Origin of the sequence: Mangrovibacterium marinum, from assembly GCF_003046625.1 — a bacterium.
Taxonomy (GTDB): domain Bacteria; phylum Bacteroidota; class Bacteroidia; order Bacteroidales; family Prolixibacteraceae; genus Mangrovibacterium; species Mangrovibacterium marinum.
The window spans coordinates 109,483-125,085 of record NZ_QAAD01000002.1 but is presented as its reverse complement, the minus strand read 5'-3'; the positions used below and the strand labels follow the sequence as shown (position 1 = coordinate 125,085).

Sequence of the window (15,603 nt, the reverse complement as noted above, 5' to 3'; positions counted from 1 at the left end):
AAATTGTTTCTAAAGATGAAATTGACATTTCTACTTCTGTGTATTGTTGGTCTGGTAAGCTCTTATGGAGCGGGGTATAGTCAACAATCAAAAATTAGTTTGCAGGTTGAAAGTAAGGTCGTTAAAGACGTGCTGAAGCAAATTGAAGATCAGTCAGACTACTCTTTCATGTACAATGCGAGTCAACTTGATGTTAATCGCGAAGTGACATTCTCTATTGAAAACAAATCGATTGAAGATGTTCTGGCGAAGTTGTTCGAAGGGCAGCAGGTGAGTTATAAAATTATGGATCGTCACATTATTATAACAACACCTGGTGAAAAATCGGCACCGGTTAGGAGTGAGCAAGATAAAAAAACAGTGACCGGTCAGGTTAAAGACGTATCGGGAGAGCCTTTGCCCGGAGTAACGGTCATTGTAAAAGGGACTACCAAGGGTACTATCGCCGACTTTGACGGTAATTTCACACTGGGAGATGTTTCCTCAACCGATGTGCTGCTTTTCTCGTTCGTAGGGATGCTCACCCAGGAAATAGAGGTAGCTGGAAATTCGACCTTCAATATTACCATGAAGGAAGACGCCATTGGCATCGAAGAAGTCGTTGCTATTGGTTACGGTACACAGAAAAAAGCTACATTGACTGGTTCTATCGAGACGGTTTCGTCTGAAACGTTTAAAGATCGGGCTGTAAGTAGTCCTGCTTTGTCGTTACAAGGACAGTCCCCAGGCTTAGTTGTTACCCGTTCATCTGCTCGTCCCGGGAATGAGGGGATTGACTTTCAAATTCGAGGGGTATCCTCAGTAAACGGAGGTGATCCACTCATCGTGATCGATGGTTCTCCTGTGATCAACAACGAGACTTTTTATAACATGAATCCAGATGATATTGAAGCAATCAGTATCCTGAAAGACGCGTCAGCAGCTATTTACGGTTCACGTGCTGCCAACGGTGTTATTCTCGTGACTACAAAGCGGGGAAAAGGAAAAATGAAAGTTGATGTCAACAGCACTGTTCGAATAAATTCAGTGGGAATTAAACCACCGTCGCCCAGTATGTCGCAGTATGCTACCGTTTGGTTGGAAGCTGCTGAACAGGATGGTGCACAGGCCAACTACTGGGGATGGATGAATAAGCAGAACTTGTTGGATATGCAGTCCGGGAAAGAAGGCATTTACACTACGCAGTACTGGGGCGATATCTTTATCGGTAATGCTCCCCGGTTCGAAGATCTGTTCGGCTCTTCTGTTTCCAATCAGCAGAATGTAAGCATCTCTGGCTCTTCCGAGAAGTCAAGTTATCGTATTTCCGGCGGCTACTCTGAAGATGTGGGTATGTTGAAAACAGCTTACGACGGTAAAGTACAATACAACGCCATGTTCAACTACGATTATGATGTAACGGACTGGTTGAAACTGGAGTCAGGTGTATCTTATTTTAATACGCATGTGAGCTCTCCTTCCACCGGATTGGATGCTACCGCGATTACCTTCGACCCGCCGTTTTTTCCTGCTAAAAACCCTTATGGCCAATGGTATGCCAACTTTAACATTGCTGGTAACCGTAACTCGGTTGCAGCAACTTCGGAAGGGGGACGTGAAAATAAGTGGCGCGATCAGCTAAAACTGAATTTTGCTGCAACAGTCGACATTATGAAAGGTTTGAGCTTTAAGGCAACAGCCGCAATCAGCAAAGAATTTTACGATTATCAGATGTACCGGATTAACATTCCGCAGTACAGTTGGTTTGGCGAGTTGACACCTGAGTCTGTCAATTCGACTCCCGATATTCGCCAGGAGCGAATCAACACAACTTACCAAAACTACGGCGGTTTTCTGAACTATAACAAAACCCTCGGAGACCACGATTTCTCAGTCATGGCCGGTATTACCTCTGAAAAACGGGAAGACAGTCGTTTGTATGGTTACCGTAAAGGCTTTATCGATTATGGTGTATACGATATCAACCTGGGCTCGACTGAAGAAAAAGTTGAAGCAACCGGCGGACACGGTATCTGGGGATTGTATTCGTATGTTGGTCGTTTAAATTACGCCTACAAATCGAAATACTTATTCGAATTGAATGGACGCCGCGATGGATCATCCAAATTTGCTCCGGGATACCGATGGGCTAATTATGGCGGTGGTTCTGTCGGATGGGTTGTAACAGAAGAAAATTTCATGAAATCCATTAGCCCGGTTTCTTTCCTGAAGCTGAGGGCCAGTTATGGAGAAATTGGTAGCCAGGTGGGTATTTCCAATTTCTCAAATTATCTGTCAATCATGGATCTACCAACTTCAGTGTTTGGTACACCGGCCGCACAGCAGAATGCTGCAACAGTGAAAAGTATCACGACTAATACAGCTACCTGGGAGCGCTTAACAACTGCTACTTATGGTGTCGATTTTCGTTTGCTGGACAACAAAATATTCGGATCGTTCGACTATTACACTAAGCGTAACAAAGACATGTTAATTGAGGTTAACTATCCGGATTTGTTGGGCGGTACTGCACCGAAGACAAACAGTGGGGATTTGAAAACTCATGGATGGGAAGCTGTATTGGGCTATAAAAACAAGTCCGGCGATTTTGAATACAATGTTTCAGTCAATGTTGGTGATAGCAGAAACGAGCTGGTGAGCATGGAAGGTGTAAGTAAATATGTTGCGGGTAAAAACAGTCGTGTCCAGGGCTACGCACTAAACTCCTGGTTTATGTACGAGACCAATGGTTTCTTTAAGGATCAGTCCGATGTTGACGCTTATTACGCTTCTACCGGTAACGGCGGACAGATTCCTGCTCAATCCGATGCCACAAAAGCACTGCGCCCGGGTGATACCAAAAGGATTGACTTAGATGGTTCAAATAATATTACCGACTCGGGAAATATCGATCAGAAGAACGGAGACGTAAAATACATGGGCGACGCTGCCCCGCACTACAATTATGGTATTAATCTGGGGCTGAAGTACAAAAACTTCGACATGAGTGCGCTCTTCCAGGGGGTGATGTCTCAAAAAATAGAACGAAGTGGTTATATGTCGTTTCCTTTCTTTACGGTGTATACCAACCAGGCACCTCAATATATCGGGAAAACCTGGACCGAGCAGAATCCCGGTGCTGCTTACCCAAGGATGACTTATAACACAGATCGCGCAAGATGGAACTGGTGGCACAACGATTTCATGTTGCAAAATAACCGTTATGTGCGGTTGAAATCGCTGGTAATTGGTTACAATCTCGAGAATATTCGGGTCTATAAATACAATATTCAAAAGTTGCGGATTTATTTCTCCGGAAACGATTTGTTTGAATTTACCAGTTTGAAAGATGGTTACGATCCGGAATACGGCGAAAGTACCAATAGCGCGTATCCCTTCTACCGAACCTATTCATTCGGTTTAAACCTAACATTCTAATCAAAAAATCTCAACATGAAAAAGATACAATTATTTATACTATCATCAATCATGCTGTTTACAGCATGTGAAGACCGGTTTATCGACCTGGAACCGCTTGATGCGATTACAGAAGCAGCCTATTATAAATCGCCTGAACACTTTAAGGCGGCAACCAACTATTTTTACGATCGATTATTGGGCTGGAAGCCACAAGATATTGGCATAAACGCCGACATGATGGATGTGGGTACCGATTTAACTGCCCTGGCCCGGGATTACGGACGTGGCACTGTGACTCCTTCCGCAACAGATGATTATTGGACAAAAACATACAAAGCACTTCGAGCTGTGAATATGGTTTTGGAAAAAGCAGATGAATACGCAGGAGATGATTCTGAAATTGCACAGTATGTTGCGGTCGCGAAGTTCTTTCGGGCGTATCACCATTTCTTTTTGTTACAACGTTATGGCGGAGTCCCGATTGTAGCAAAAGTGCTTGATTTGGATTCTCCGGAGCTGCAAGGGAAACGAAATAGCCGATACGAAGTGTTTGCTCAAATTATAAAAGATCTGGAGGAAGCGATTCCTGATTTACCATTGGAGCAAAATATTCCGGCCAGCGATAAAGGTAAAATCAGCAAATGGGCTGCCGAAGCCTTAAAAGCAAAAGCACTGTTGTATGAGGCTACCTGGGAAATGAATGTTGGTGAAACAACGGATGGAGACGGTGTAATCGAAGGTGCCGGTTCCGCAAAACCTTCCGAATATCCTTCAGCTACGGAAATGCTGACTGAAGCGAAAGATCTGGCCAAAGACATTATGGACAATGGCGGTTACGAGCTTTGGAATCACAATGATCAATTGAGTAACCTGAGTAACTTGTATCTGTTTGACCTGGAAGATGAAGGCTCGAATCCTGCCGGCTTGGATAAATCAACCAACAAGGAATATATTCTTTACAGTAAGTTCGACTTTGCACTCAGACAGGGAAATACGAACATCAGCCATACTGTTGCGTTTTATTTTGCCCCGTCACGTAAATTCATGGACATGTTCTTATGTTCCGATGGACTGCCGGTTGATAAATCGCCTCTTTTCCAGGGGTATACTAACGTGTCTGACGAATATAAGAACCGCGACTATCGTGTAACTTCTTATTTTGCAGATGTTGCAACATGGGATACTCCGGCTGACGGTTCGGTGAAATTGACAGGCCCTGGCGGACAGAGTGGAGCTGGCTATTCATGTCGTAAATTCCGTTCGTACGAATATGGCACATACAGAGCCGCCAATCAGGAGTCGTTTGATTATCCGATAATCCGTCTACCCGAAATTTACTTGATTTATGCCGAAGCGTTATACGAATTGAATGGTAGTATTACTGATGAACAGTTGAATGAATCAATCAATAAAATCAAAATACGGGCTGGACTGCCGCCGTTAACAAATGCGTTTGCCAGCGCAAACGGATTGGATGTTTACGAAGAGATTCTTCGCGAGAGAGCTGTGGAATTGTTTGGCGAAAACAGTCGTTTCAATGACCTGAAACGTTGGGGCATTGCCGAACAGGTTTTGAATCAGGATGTATGCGGAAATGTGATCCAGGGGACTAATTTTGAAGGTAATGCTGCCCTTTACACACCAAGTGCGTACCCTTACGGGGAAACCGTTAAAACTACCGGTGTTGGCGATCGCAGCGTCCTGTTGCTGGATCCGGCAAGTAACCGCAACTTCCAACGCACAGACTATCTCTACCCTCTTCCACTGGAGGAAATTAACTTGAACAGTAATTTGTTACAAAATCCAGGTTACAATTAATCATTTTAGTAAAACATCCGTGGTTGCTCCGGCGAATTAGACCAACCGGAGCAACTATTAAATAAGATTGATATGAAACGACTATATAATTATATATTCATTTTAGTTGCGCTCATCTCAGGAGGGATTTTTAACACATCCTGTAGCGATATGATGAGGAGCGAGGACCTTGATATTTATCAATATCCCGATATCACAATCGTGGATTTTACCCCTAAGACAGGGCGTCCCGGAGAGCAAATTACCATAACGGGATCCAATTTTGGAACGTATTCTCAGGCAGCCGTTGTTACATTCAATGGCGTTAAAGTAACCGATTTTGTGAGTTATTCTGATGAACAGATGGTTGTGCGTGTACCTGCCGATGCCGGAACCGGGATTGTTGCCGTGAGCGTATGGACCCATACAAAGGAGTTTGAAGATGAATTTGCGTTTGTACCGGGAGCAAAAATCAGCGGAATATCGCCCAACGAAGCAACCGCTGGTTCCCAGCTAACCATCACTGGCGAAAATTTTGGTACTGATGCGAATGATGTAACCGTGACATTTGGGGGTGGTGTAACTGCTCAGATTGTATCCATCACCGATAATGAAATTGTGGTAACTGTTCCCGACGGTGGTATACGCGGTGCTATTACCTTGGAGATTGGTCCGCAATTGTTGACCGGACCGGTATTTTCCTATCCGTTTGTTGGTTTAAATTTCGAGTTTAGTACCGACGGCGACGCTGAAGGGTGGACCACTTCCCACAATTCCACAACGGAGGTTTCAGGAGGTTTGATGAAAGTGAGCTACGATATGTCGGCCGCTAAACGTCGGGCCGATTTTAGTCTGCAAGGTGGAGCAGAAGTGCATGCGGGGTTGTATCCTATTGTAGCCATCCGAATGATCAACAAACCATCAAGCGGGAACTTCATCTTTGATACCAACATCGGAAAGTACAAGGACGGATCGAATAACTGGGATGGTGTTCTGGTTGGAGATGTTTATTACTACGATTTGCGGAACACCTTTGGCGCCGGAGCAACACTTTCAACAACAGAACCGACCCAATTGACTACATTCCAATGGAAAGTGGCCGATATCACTTCAGACGAGACCGGGTATCAGGTTGACTGGGTGAAATCCTTTGAAAGTCTGGATGCCTTGAAGGAGTATGTTGCTCCGCCAAGAGGTAAGCTGATTTATGAGTTTGACGATCCAAGTGCAACTGATTACTGGGTGGGTATGCAAAACGCGGCCAATGTGATTGAAAATGGTAAATTGAAAGTAACCTTTGATCCGGTACAATTTGAAGGAACATCGAAGCGTCGTGCAGACTTGAACTTCGTTGAAGGCGCTACTTTCCCGGAAACTTCGCCCAATGGGAAATGGCATTATTCTTCGACCTATCCGATTCTTGCGTTTAAGATTTCATTTACCGGTACTGGTGCGCCAAAGCCCGGATCAGGTAACATTAAATTAGACCGTTTTGATGGTGCCAAGAATAATGCGTACCTAACAGACTTTCTGGATAAGAATGTAATCTACTACGATTGCTCAATAGACCCTAATTTTGCAGCCGACACAGATCTGGGATCATTTACGCTTAAAATAGCCGATATTACTTCAACCGAGGAAACCGGCTATGAAGTAGATTGGATCAGAACATTTAAAACGAAAGAGGAATTGCAAGCCTTTCTTACCAAGTAAGGTGTGAGAGAAGAGTAGTCATGTCCAGTTGATCAGGCGTGGCTGCTCCTTTTCAGAAACCAATAATAATTAATCAACAAAGCCATTGGGCATTCTGATGGGAACAGAAAAGAGTAATGACATGAAAAAAAATCTAAAAAATTTGATAATGCTCGCAATTCTTCTGGCAGGTGGAATCCTGTCGTTGTACAGTTGCGGGAGTGGGGGAGATGATGATATTGTGCCGGATGATAATGAAAATCCACCGGTAGAAGAGGAGTTCCCCATTGATGAAAACAAAACATTTGTGCATCCCGGGATGCTGCATTCCGCATCCGATTTTGATCGGGTAAAGGCTAAGGTTGATGCAGGCACGCAGCCTTGGTTGGATGGCTGGAATAAATTAACAGCCAATAGCCATTCATCGGCTAATTATACCATGCAGGGGCCGGTCGAAAAGTTGATTCGTGGTGGAAATTCCCGCGAAGAACCGGATCCTGATAATTATTCCAGAGCATTTAACGATGTTGCAGCAGCCTACCAAAATGCAATTCGTTGGAAGGTGACCGGTGACGTGGCTCATGCCAATAAAGCAATTCAGATATTGAACGCCTGGGCATCTACTTGTAAATCGATTACAGGAGATTCAAACCGGGCACTGGCTGCCGGTATTTATGGTTATCAGTTTGCCAATGCTGCTGAAATTATGCGTACTTACGATGGATGGTCTACTGCTGATTTTGAAAAGTTTAAACAGTGGATGGTGGATGTCTTTTATCCGGTAAGCAAAGCTTTTGTCGATACGCATTGGAACACCTGTATCAGTCACTATTGGGCGAACTGGGATCTGGCAAACTTAGCCAATCTAATGGCAATCGGTATTCTGACCGATGATGCGTCGATGTACAATTTTGCGATGAAGTATTTGATTGATGGGACAGGAAACGGGCAGCTCAAAAAGGCCATCTACTACGTGCACCCCGATGGATTGGGGCAATTGCAGGAAAGTGGTCGCGACCAGGGACACTCGTTGCTATGTGTCGGACTACTGGGTGTAATCTGCGAAATGGCCTGGACTCAGGGGGACGACCTTTACGGTTATGATGATAACCGGGTACTGAAAGGAGCTGAATATACAGCCCGCTATAATTTCAACCTTGGCAGCGTGTACTTCGAGCCCTATAACAACTGCGATAATGTGAATCATACTCAGGTAAGCGATGTAGGGCGTGGTGGAAAACGGCCCATCTGGGAAATGATCTACAACCACTATGTTAAGCGAGCAAAGGCGGCTGCTCCGAATGTAAGCTTAGTCCTGAACATGCATCGTCCGGAAGGCGGCGGTGGCGATTACGATCCCAATAGCGGCGGATACGATGTATTTGGATTTGGAACACTTTTATTCACCAGGGAATAGAGGTGACTATTGGTGCATTTCTTCTGAGATTAGGTTAAACGGAATATTTGTTCAATAAGTGCTGGTTGCCGGTAGTTGCATTCAGCAGGTCAGTTACTGGATCTATATCTAGCAGATATTGGTCAGGTGGGGATTCTCAGTCCTGAATTTTAGGGCTTTTGAAGAGGTGATCTCACGGTAAGTTGTTGATAATTAAAAGTGAAATGGTGTTGAGATGAAAAAAATAGTTCAGTTTGTAGTAGTAATAGTAGTAGGGCTCATGATTTCCTGTACGACGACCGTCAAAACGACAGAGACGTTTGACTCAGGAAAACAGTTGGCTTATTGTGTGGAGAAGACTAAGGCGACGATGGGTACACTCTCGTCTGCCGACAGTCTTCCACGCAATATCCTGCAAGGACAGAAAGAATGGAACAAAGTAGGTATTCACGACTGGTGCAGCGGTTTTTGGCCGGGCGTTTTGTGGTATGCCTACGAAGCATCGGGGGATAGTGCGATTTTGCAGAATGCCCAAAAATTTACCGAACCTTTGACCGGTGTACTGGATGTGCCGGTTGACAATCATGACTTGGGTTTTATGTTGTATTGCAGTTTCGGTAATGGCTATCGCCTGACAAAAGATTCTGCTTACCACGACTTTTTGTTGACAGCAGCCGATTCGCTGGCAACGCTGTACAATCCCAAAGTTGGTACAATCCTGTCGTGGCCAGCCATGCGGGAGAAAATGGGATGGCCGCATAATACGATCATCGACAACATGATTAACCTGGAGCTGTTGTTCTGGGCTTCTAAAAACGGGGGAAGCCACGAGCTGTACGATATGGCAGTCAAACACGCCGAAACCTGCATGACCACCTTGGTTCGCCCGGATTATTCAATCTACCATGTCGCGGTGTTCGATACGGTTGACGGACATTTCATCAAAGGCGTTACGCACCAAGGCTATAGCGATGGCTCCATGTGGGCTCGCGGACAGGGTTGGGGAATCTACGGTTACACCTTATGTTATCGCGAAACCGGCAAAGAAGAATTTTTAACCATGGCCGAGAAGCTGGCCGACCACTTTCTGGAGCGTTTACCGGAAGATGGCATGCCTTACTGGGATTTTGATGATCCGGCGATCCCAAATTCACCGAAAGACGCTTCGGCTGCTGCCGTTGCTGCATCGGGTATGTTGGAACTTTCAACCTACGTGAAAGATGAAAAACTGAAAACGAAATATAAAGGTGCGGCGGTCGCCTTATTGGCCAAACTGTCATCCGACGGGTATTTGAGTGGCGATAAAAATCAATCGTTCTTGTTGCACTCAACCGGCCATCATCCGAATGGAAGCGAAATAGATGCCTCCATTATTTATGCCGATTATTATTATTTGGAGGCATTACTGCGTTTGAAAAAGTTTTATCAGGAATAGAGTAACCAAATACCAACTAAACAGCAAGGAACGGGCATATTCAGGTGTTATCGACTGGTTAAGAAAGAAGGGTTTCTTATTTCCGTTGTCCATAGTAGTTTCAGGCAATACGTAATTCATAAGCGTGATTAAACAAGTCGAATTTGTTTAGTCAGAAGCCAGTCTCAACTTACCAGTGATAACCCTGACGCTTGTTCTGAGTGAATCAAACCAGCTAACGATTTTTTCGGAAGCTTCACTTATGAATACAATCGATGAGTATCAAATGCGTAAATACATTACTGATCCAATGTTTCTGCTTCTGCCTTTGTAGTTGCAATTTTCATCCAGAAGGTACCGAAACGCAGAAATACGATTTCCAACCGATCCATCAAACGGTTCAAGCTTGGGTCGATAGTGGTTATTATAACGGTGCGGGGCTGATGATAGCCCGGAACAATCAAGTAATTCTCGATACCTGCTATGGTAATTATACGCCTGAAGCACAGGTTTACATTGCGTCGGCAGGCAAATGGCTCGCGGCGGCAGCAATCGCAGCGGTAGTCGATGAGGGGAAGCTTTCGTGGGACGATCAGGTAACGAAATGGCTTCCCGAATTTACCGATGTAAAAGGAACCGCAACGTTGCGCCAGCTCTTTTCACATACGGCAGGTTATCCCGACTACCAACCGCAAGGAGTGAAAAAAGACGATTACCAAACGCTGGAAGAATCGGTTGCACATATTGTCGATCTTCCGGCCGATACGGTTCCCGGGGCGGAATTTCATTATGGTGGACTGGCCATGCAGGTTGCAGGACGAATGGCAGAACTGGCGACCGGTAAGGACTGGGAAACGCTTTTTCAGGAAAAAATTGCCCAGCCGTTGGGAATGAAAAATACGCACTTTACACCGGTCGATTCAGTGGACGGGCATAGTCCGATGCTGGGAGGTGGCGCCCGTTCAACCTTACACGATTATACGGCCTTTCTCGATATGATTTTTAATAACGGCGTGTTTCGCGGTAAACGCATCCTTTCAGAAAAAGCGATTACCGAAATGCAGGCCGACCAGCTGCGTGGCGCTAAAATCATTACTCCGGATTACGTTCGGAAAGTTCGAGCCGAACAGCACAAGGGTGTTTACGGACTTGGTGAATGGCGGGAGGAAGTGGATTCGCTTGACAATGCCGTTTTAATCAGCAGCCCGAGTTGGGCGGGAGCTTATCCCTGGATTGACAAAACTACCGATACCTATGGTTTTTTTATTACGCATGTTAATGTTGAAAAGGCAAATCAGGCTGGTTTCTCATCCTTTTACAGCAGTCCGGTTTTGCCAATTTTAGTGCGCGATGTTTATAAAGAAGCTGCTTTACCTGATTCGGTAGAAAGGGGCGTCGTGCCGGTTGAAAATGGTACGATATACTACCAGGAGGCTGGGAGTGGTGAGCCGCTTATCTTCATTCACGGTCATTCGTTTGACCACAGCGAATGGGAGCCGCAGTTCCCGGTGTTTGCCAAACATTTCAGAACAATTGTGTACGATTGCCGGGGCTACGGACGCTCGTCCATGCCGGATGAGAACCAGCCTTTTAGGCATGTCGATGACCTGATTACACTGATGGATTCGCTGCATTTGGAAAAGGCACATCTGGTTGGCCTCTCCATGGGCGGGTTTATTGTAACCGATATGCTGGCCTTGCACCAGGACCGGATTTTGACGGCAACCGCGGCCAGTGGCGACATTTTTCCCGTTCCGGGGCCAAGCGAACCCTGGACCGCGGAAGGAATAGCCAGGAGACGGGACGAAATTGCAGCATTAAAAGCAAATGGCATCCTTCAGCAAAAATGGGATTGGCTGGCCGGATTGATGAGCAAAGGAGGTTCAAATCTGGAGAACATTCGCCGCCCGGTTTGGGATATGATCTACCGTTGGAGCCAATGGCAGCCATTGCATATCGAGCCGCGCCTGGTTTTAGGGAACGATGCCGTTGCAATCTTGAAAAGTGAAAAAATTGACGTGCCGGTCATGGTGTTAACCGGTGAGGTGGATTACAAAGGGCCGCGAAAACTGAATGAATGTATTCCCTCTGCGATTCAGAAAATAGTACCCGATGCCGGGCACGTGAGTAACCTGGAAAATCCGAAAGCCTTCAATCAGTTGGTCATGGACTTTATCAATGAAAACAAATCAAACTAATAACGAATGTACAGTCTAAAAAAAATAGATATTCTTCTGGCGCTGGGATTGTTGGTGGTAGCTTGCCAACCGGATTCGAAGCCGGTGAATGAAAATCAGGCACAAGAGAGCTTTCAATCCAAATACATTTCGTCAGTGTATGTATCCGACAACGGTGACGGAACTTACACCAACCCGATTTTGCAAGCCGACTACTCCGATCCGGATGTGATTCGGGTCGGCGATGATTTTTACATGACTGCCTCAAGCTTTAACAGCTCTCCCGGACTACCGATTTTACATTCGAAAGACATGGTAAACTGGCAAATCGTGAATTATGCCTTGCCGGTTCTTCCGGAAGAGGTTTACAACAGTCCGCAATACAGCAAAGGGGTTTGGGCTCCCTGCATCCGTTACCACAATGGTGAATATTACATTTTCTGGGGAGATCCTGATTTGGGTATTTACCGGGTGAAAACCAAAGATCCGCTTGGTGAGTGGGAAAAACCGGTACTCGTTAAAGCGGGAAAGGGTATGATTGACCCGAGTCCGCTTTGGGACGATGATGGCAACGCTTATTTGGTGACAGCCTGGGCAGGCTCTCGTGCCGGCGTTAACAGTATTCTGACCGTTTGGCGTATGTCGCCCGATGCAAGGACGATCCTGGATCATGGATACAATGTTTATTCCGGACACGGTCATAACCACACGGTTGAAGGTCCGAAGTTTTACAAGAAAGATGGCTATTACTACATCCTGGCGCCTGCCGGCGGGGTGGAACAGGGTTGGCAACTGGCGCTTCGGGCAAAAGACATTTTCGGGCCTTACGAAGAGAAAATCGTTATGGCACAAGGTTCGACTGATATCAATGGCCCGCACCAGGGAGCTTATCTGGAGACGCAAACCGGTGAACCTTGGTTTGTTCACTTTCAGGACCGTGGTGTTTACGGGCGTATTCTTCATTTAAACCCGGTGGCATGGGTGAATGATTGGCCGGTCATGGGTGAAGACAAAGATGGCGATGGTTGCGGAGAACTGGTTCGTACACAGAAAAAGCCGAATGTCGGTCGTGAGTGGCCGGTTTGCAGTCCTGCCGAATCAGATGAATTTAACTCGGCACGTCCGGGTTTGCAGTGGAACTGGAATGCCAATGAAAAAGTCACCTGGAGCGTTTCAATGCCAAAAAAAGGAAGCCTTCGTTTACTGGCTGTACCGAAACCCACCAATGACGCTTCGTTGTGGGAAGTGCCGAATATTTTAACGCAGCGCTTGCCGGCCGAGAATTTTACAGCAACCACCAAAGTCAAACTGAATATTGAGTGGGATGTCTGGCAAGGAAAACAAGCCGGACTGATCCTATTGGGCAATGATTATTCCTACCTGGCAATCCGCAAAGATGCCGATGGCTATTATGCGGAGCAGCTTCAAAACGAAGCTGCGAACCAGGGTGGTTTCGAAAAAAGCCTGGGTAAAGAACGCCTTGGTTCGAACGAAGTTTACCTGAGGGTAAAGGTAGAAGGGCCCGATGCGCACTGTCGGTTTAGCTACAGCCAAGACGGCGAACAATTTAAGGAAATCGGAAAAGCTTTTTACGCCTCACGGGTTTTGTGGAGTAGCGCAAAACTCGGAATTTTTTGCACCTCAGAACCCGGCTATCGCATCGGCGGCTGGGCTGACTTTGATTGGTTCAGAATTAGTAAATAATAATAGTGAGAGGTTTAGGGTGAGGGCTTCACTCTCTGTGAAGCCCTCACTATCCAATAAAAAGAGAAACAATGAAACAATTAATTAAACTTGCAATCATCTTAATAATTTTCTCCTTCATTCTGGGGACGGGCGGGGCTTTTGCCCAATCTCAATATCCCGGACAGCATCAGGATAAACTGACAGTAAAAGAAACAGCGCCGGTAAAAGCTTATGCTTTTGAAATGAGCGATATCCAACTTTTGCCCTCCCGTTTTACTGAGAATATGGAGCGCGAAGAAAAATGGATCATGTCGCTGGGAGTTGATCGCTTGCTGCACAGCTTCAGAACCAATGCTGGTGTGTATGCCGGTCTGGAAGGTGGTTATGATTCGGTGGAAAAGCTCGGGGGATGGGAGTCACTGGATTGTGAACTACGTGGTCACACAACCGGCCATATTCTTTCTGGTTTGGCGATGTTGTATGCAACTACCGGAGACGATCAATACAAACTGAAAGCGGATAGTTTAGTGGCTGGTCTGGCCGAAGTTCAGGAAGCACTGGGGGATGGGTATTTAGGTGCTTTCCCGGAGAACCTGATCAACCGGAATATTGCCGGTCAACGCGTATGGGCCCCCTGGTACACGCTGCATAAAATCTATTCGGGTTTGATTGACCAGTACCTGTATTGCGACAATCAGCGGGCTTTGGAAGTCGTGAAAAAGATGGGCGATTGGGCATACAATAAATTGAAGCCCTTAAGCCAGGACCAACGCAAATTGATGCTTCGCAATGAGTTTGGCGGAATGAACGATTCATTTTATGCGCTGTACCAGATTACCGGTGATGAGCATTACAAATGGCTGGCCGAATTCTTTTATCACGAAGATGCTCTGAACCCATTACAAGCTGGTGAAGATAACCTGGAAAAGAAACATGCGAATACTTTCATTCCAAAATTGATTGGTCTGACCCGGGCTTACGAAATAGGCGAAGACAAGCAAAACAAAGATGTCGCTGAATTTTTCTGGAATACTGTAGTTGATCATCATTCATTCTGTACCGGCAGCAATAGCGACAAGGAAAAATTCTTCAAGCCGGATCATCAATCGCAACATTTAACAGGATATACCGGCGAGACATGTAATGTGTACAACATGCTGAAACTGACCCGCCACCTGTTTTGCCTCGATGCTGATGTGAAAGAAGCGGATTATTACGAAAAAGCGTTGTGTAATCATATTTTGGGACAGCAAGACCCGGAGTCGGGCATGGTCGCCTATTTTCTGCCGATGCTACCCGGTGCCCATAAGGTTTACAGTACTTACGACCGTTCGTTTTGGTGTTGTGTTGGCACCGGTTTCGAGAATCATGCAAAATATGGCGAGGCGATTTATTATCACAAGGGCAGTGAGTTATTTGTAAACTTGTTTATTCCTTCAGAATTAAATTGGGAGGAGCAAGGTGTTCAGGTCATCCAAGAAACTACTTTCCCGGAGGAAGGAAAAAGTAGCTTGACAATTAAAACAGACAGTCCGAAAAATCTCACTTTGAAAGTTCGTTACCCATCGTGGGCCACTTCAGGTGCAACCATTACGATAAATGGTAAGAAAATCCGGGTGAAAGAAAAACCGGGCAGCTATATCGCAATTACCCGCAGCTGGCAGGATGGCGACCACGTGGATATTGACTACCCGATGACTTTGAAAATGACTCCTTCTGATGATCCGGATCTTGTATCCATCTCGTATGGCCCGATTGTATTGGCTGCAGAAATAGGAACTGAGGGGATGGAATCACCGGCCCCTTTCTCGAACCCCAATTTGCACAACGACTATTATACTTATGATTTTAAAGTTCCTGCCGGTTTAACCAATGAATTGGACGCAAAGGGCAAGTCGGTGTCGAAATGGTTGGTTCCTGTTGACGGAAAACCGTTGACATTTAAAACAGACAAAGCACTGGTTGGAAAAGATCTGACTTTCCGACCGCTCTACGATATTCACCACGAACGGTATAGTGTTTACTGGAAACTGAAGTAAAAA

General features: G+C 45.7%; 8 protein-coding genes. All 8 read left to right on the top strand.

The features are described 5' to 3' along the window. The first annotated feature begins 15 nt into the window (after positions 1-15). Positions 16-3,417 carry a TonB-dependent receptor gene (locus C8N47_RS02335; protein ID WP_170111263.1) on the top strand — a complete coding sequence of 1,134 codons (3,402 nt, stop codon included), beginning with the start codon at positions 16-18 and terminating at the stop codon, positions 3,415-3,417. A gap of 15 nt (positions 3,418-3,432) precedes the next feature. Continuing rightward, the gene (locus C8N47_RS02330; protein ID WP_107820909.1) at positions 3,433-5,217 is read left to right on the top strand and encodes a RagB/SusD family nutrient uptake outer membrane protein; all 1,785 of its coding nucleotides are present in this window, start codon (positions 3,433-3,435) and stop codon (positions 5,215-5,217) included. Between the two features lie 72 nt (positions 5,218-5,289). Then, positions 5,290-6,909: a DUF4979 domain-containing protein gene (locus C8N47_RS02325; protein ID WP_107820908.1), complete on the top strand. Its 1,620-nt coding sequence runs from the start codon at positions 5,290-5,292 to the stop codon at positions 6,907-6,909. Between the two features lie 148 nt (positions 6,910-7,057). Then, entirely contained in the window at positions 7,058-8,305 is a 1,248-nt protein-coding gene (locus tag C8N47_RS02320; protein WP_107821096.1) for an alginate lyase family protein, read from the top strand. Between the two features lie 214 nt (positions 8,306-8,519). Then, positions 8,520-9,719 (top strand): glycoside hydrolase family 88 protein, encoded by a 1,200-nt coding sequence (locus tag C8N47_RS02315; RefSeq protein WP_107820907.1) that lies wholly within the window; start codon positions 8,520-8,522, stop codon positions 9,717-9,719. A gap of 254 nt (positions 9,720-9,973) precedes the next feature. Continuing rightward, the gene (locus C8N47_RS02310; RefSeq protein WP_211316015.1) at positions 9,974-11,896 is read left to right on the top strand and encodes an alpha/beta fold hydrolase; all 1,923 of its coding nucleotides are present in this window, start codon (positions 9,974-9,976) and stop codon (positions 11,894-11,896) included. A gap of 6 nt (positions 11,897-11,902) precedes the next feature. After that, a complete protein-coding gene (locus tag C8N47_RS02305; protein ID WP_107820906.1) occupies positions 11,903-13,579 on the top strand; it encodes a glycoside hydrolase family 43 protein in 1,677 nt (558 codons plus the stop codon). A 71-nt stretch (positions 13,580-13,650) separates the two neighbouring features. After that, complete coding sequence (locus C8N47_RS02300; protein ID WP_107820905.1) at positions 13,651-15,600, top strand: glycoside hydrolase family 127 protein; 1,950 nt, start codon at positions 13,651-13,653, stop codon at positions 15,598-15,600. Positions 15,601-15,603: the final 3 nt, after the last annotated feature.

Coding starts and splice junctions, on each gene's coding strand:
- C8N47_RS02335 (WP_170111263.1), top strand. CDS start 16: ATGAAATTGACATTTCTACTTCTGTGTATTGTTGGTCTGGTAAGCTCT.
- C8N47_RS02330 (WP_107820909.1), top strand. CDS start 3,433: ATGAAAAAGATACAATTATTTATACTATCATCAATCATGCTGTTTACA.
- C8N47_RS02325 (WP_107820908.1), top strand. CDS start 5,290: ATGAAACGACTATATAATTATATATTCATTTTAGTTGCGCTCATCTCA.
- C8N47_RS02320 (WP_107821096.1), top strand. CDS start 7,058: ATGCTCGCAATTCTTCTGGCAGGTGGAATCCTGTCGTTGTACAGTTGC.
- C8N47_RS02315 (WP_107820907.1), top strand. CDS start 8,520: ATGAAAAAAATAGTTCAGTTTGTAGTAGTAATAGTAGTAGGGCTCATG.
- C8N47_RS02310 (WP_211316015.1), top strand. CDS start 9,974: ATGAGTATCAAATGCGTAAATACATTACTGATCCAATGTTTCTGCTTC.
- C8N47_RS02305 (WP_107820906.1), top strand. CDS start 11,903: ATGTACAGTCTAAAAAAAATAGATATTCTTCTGGCGCTGGGATTGTTG.
- C8N47_RS02300 (WP_107820905.1), top strand. CDS start 13,651: ATGAAACAATTAATTAAACTTGCAATCATCTTAATAATTTTCTCCTTC.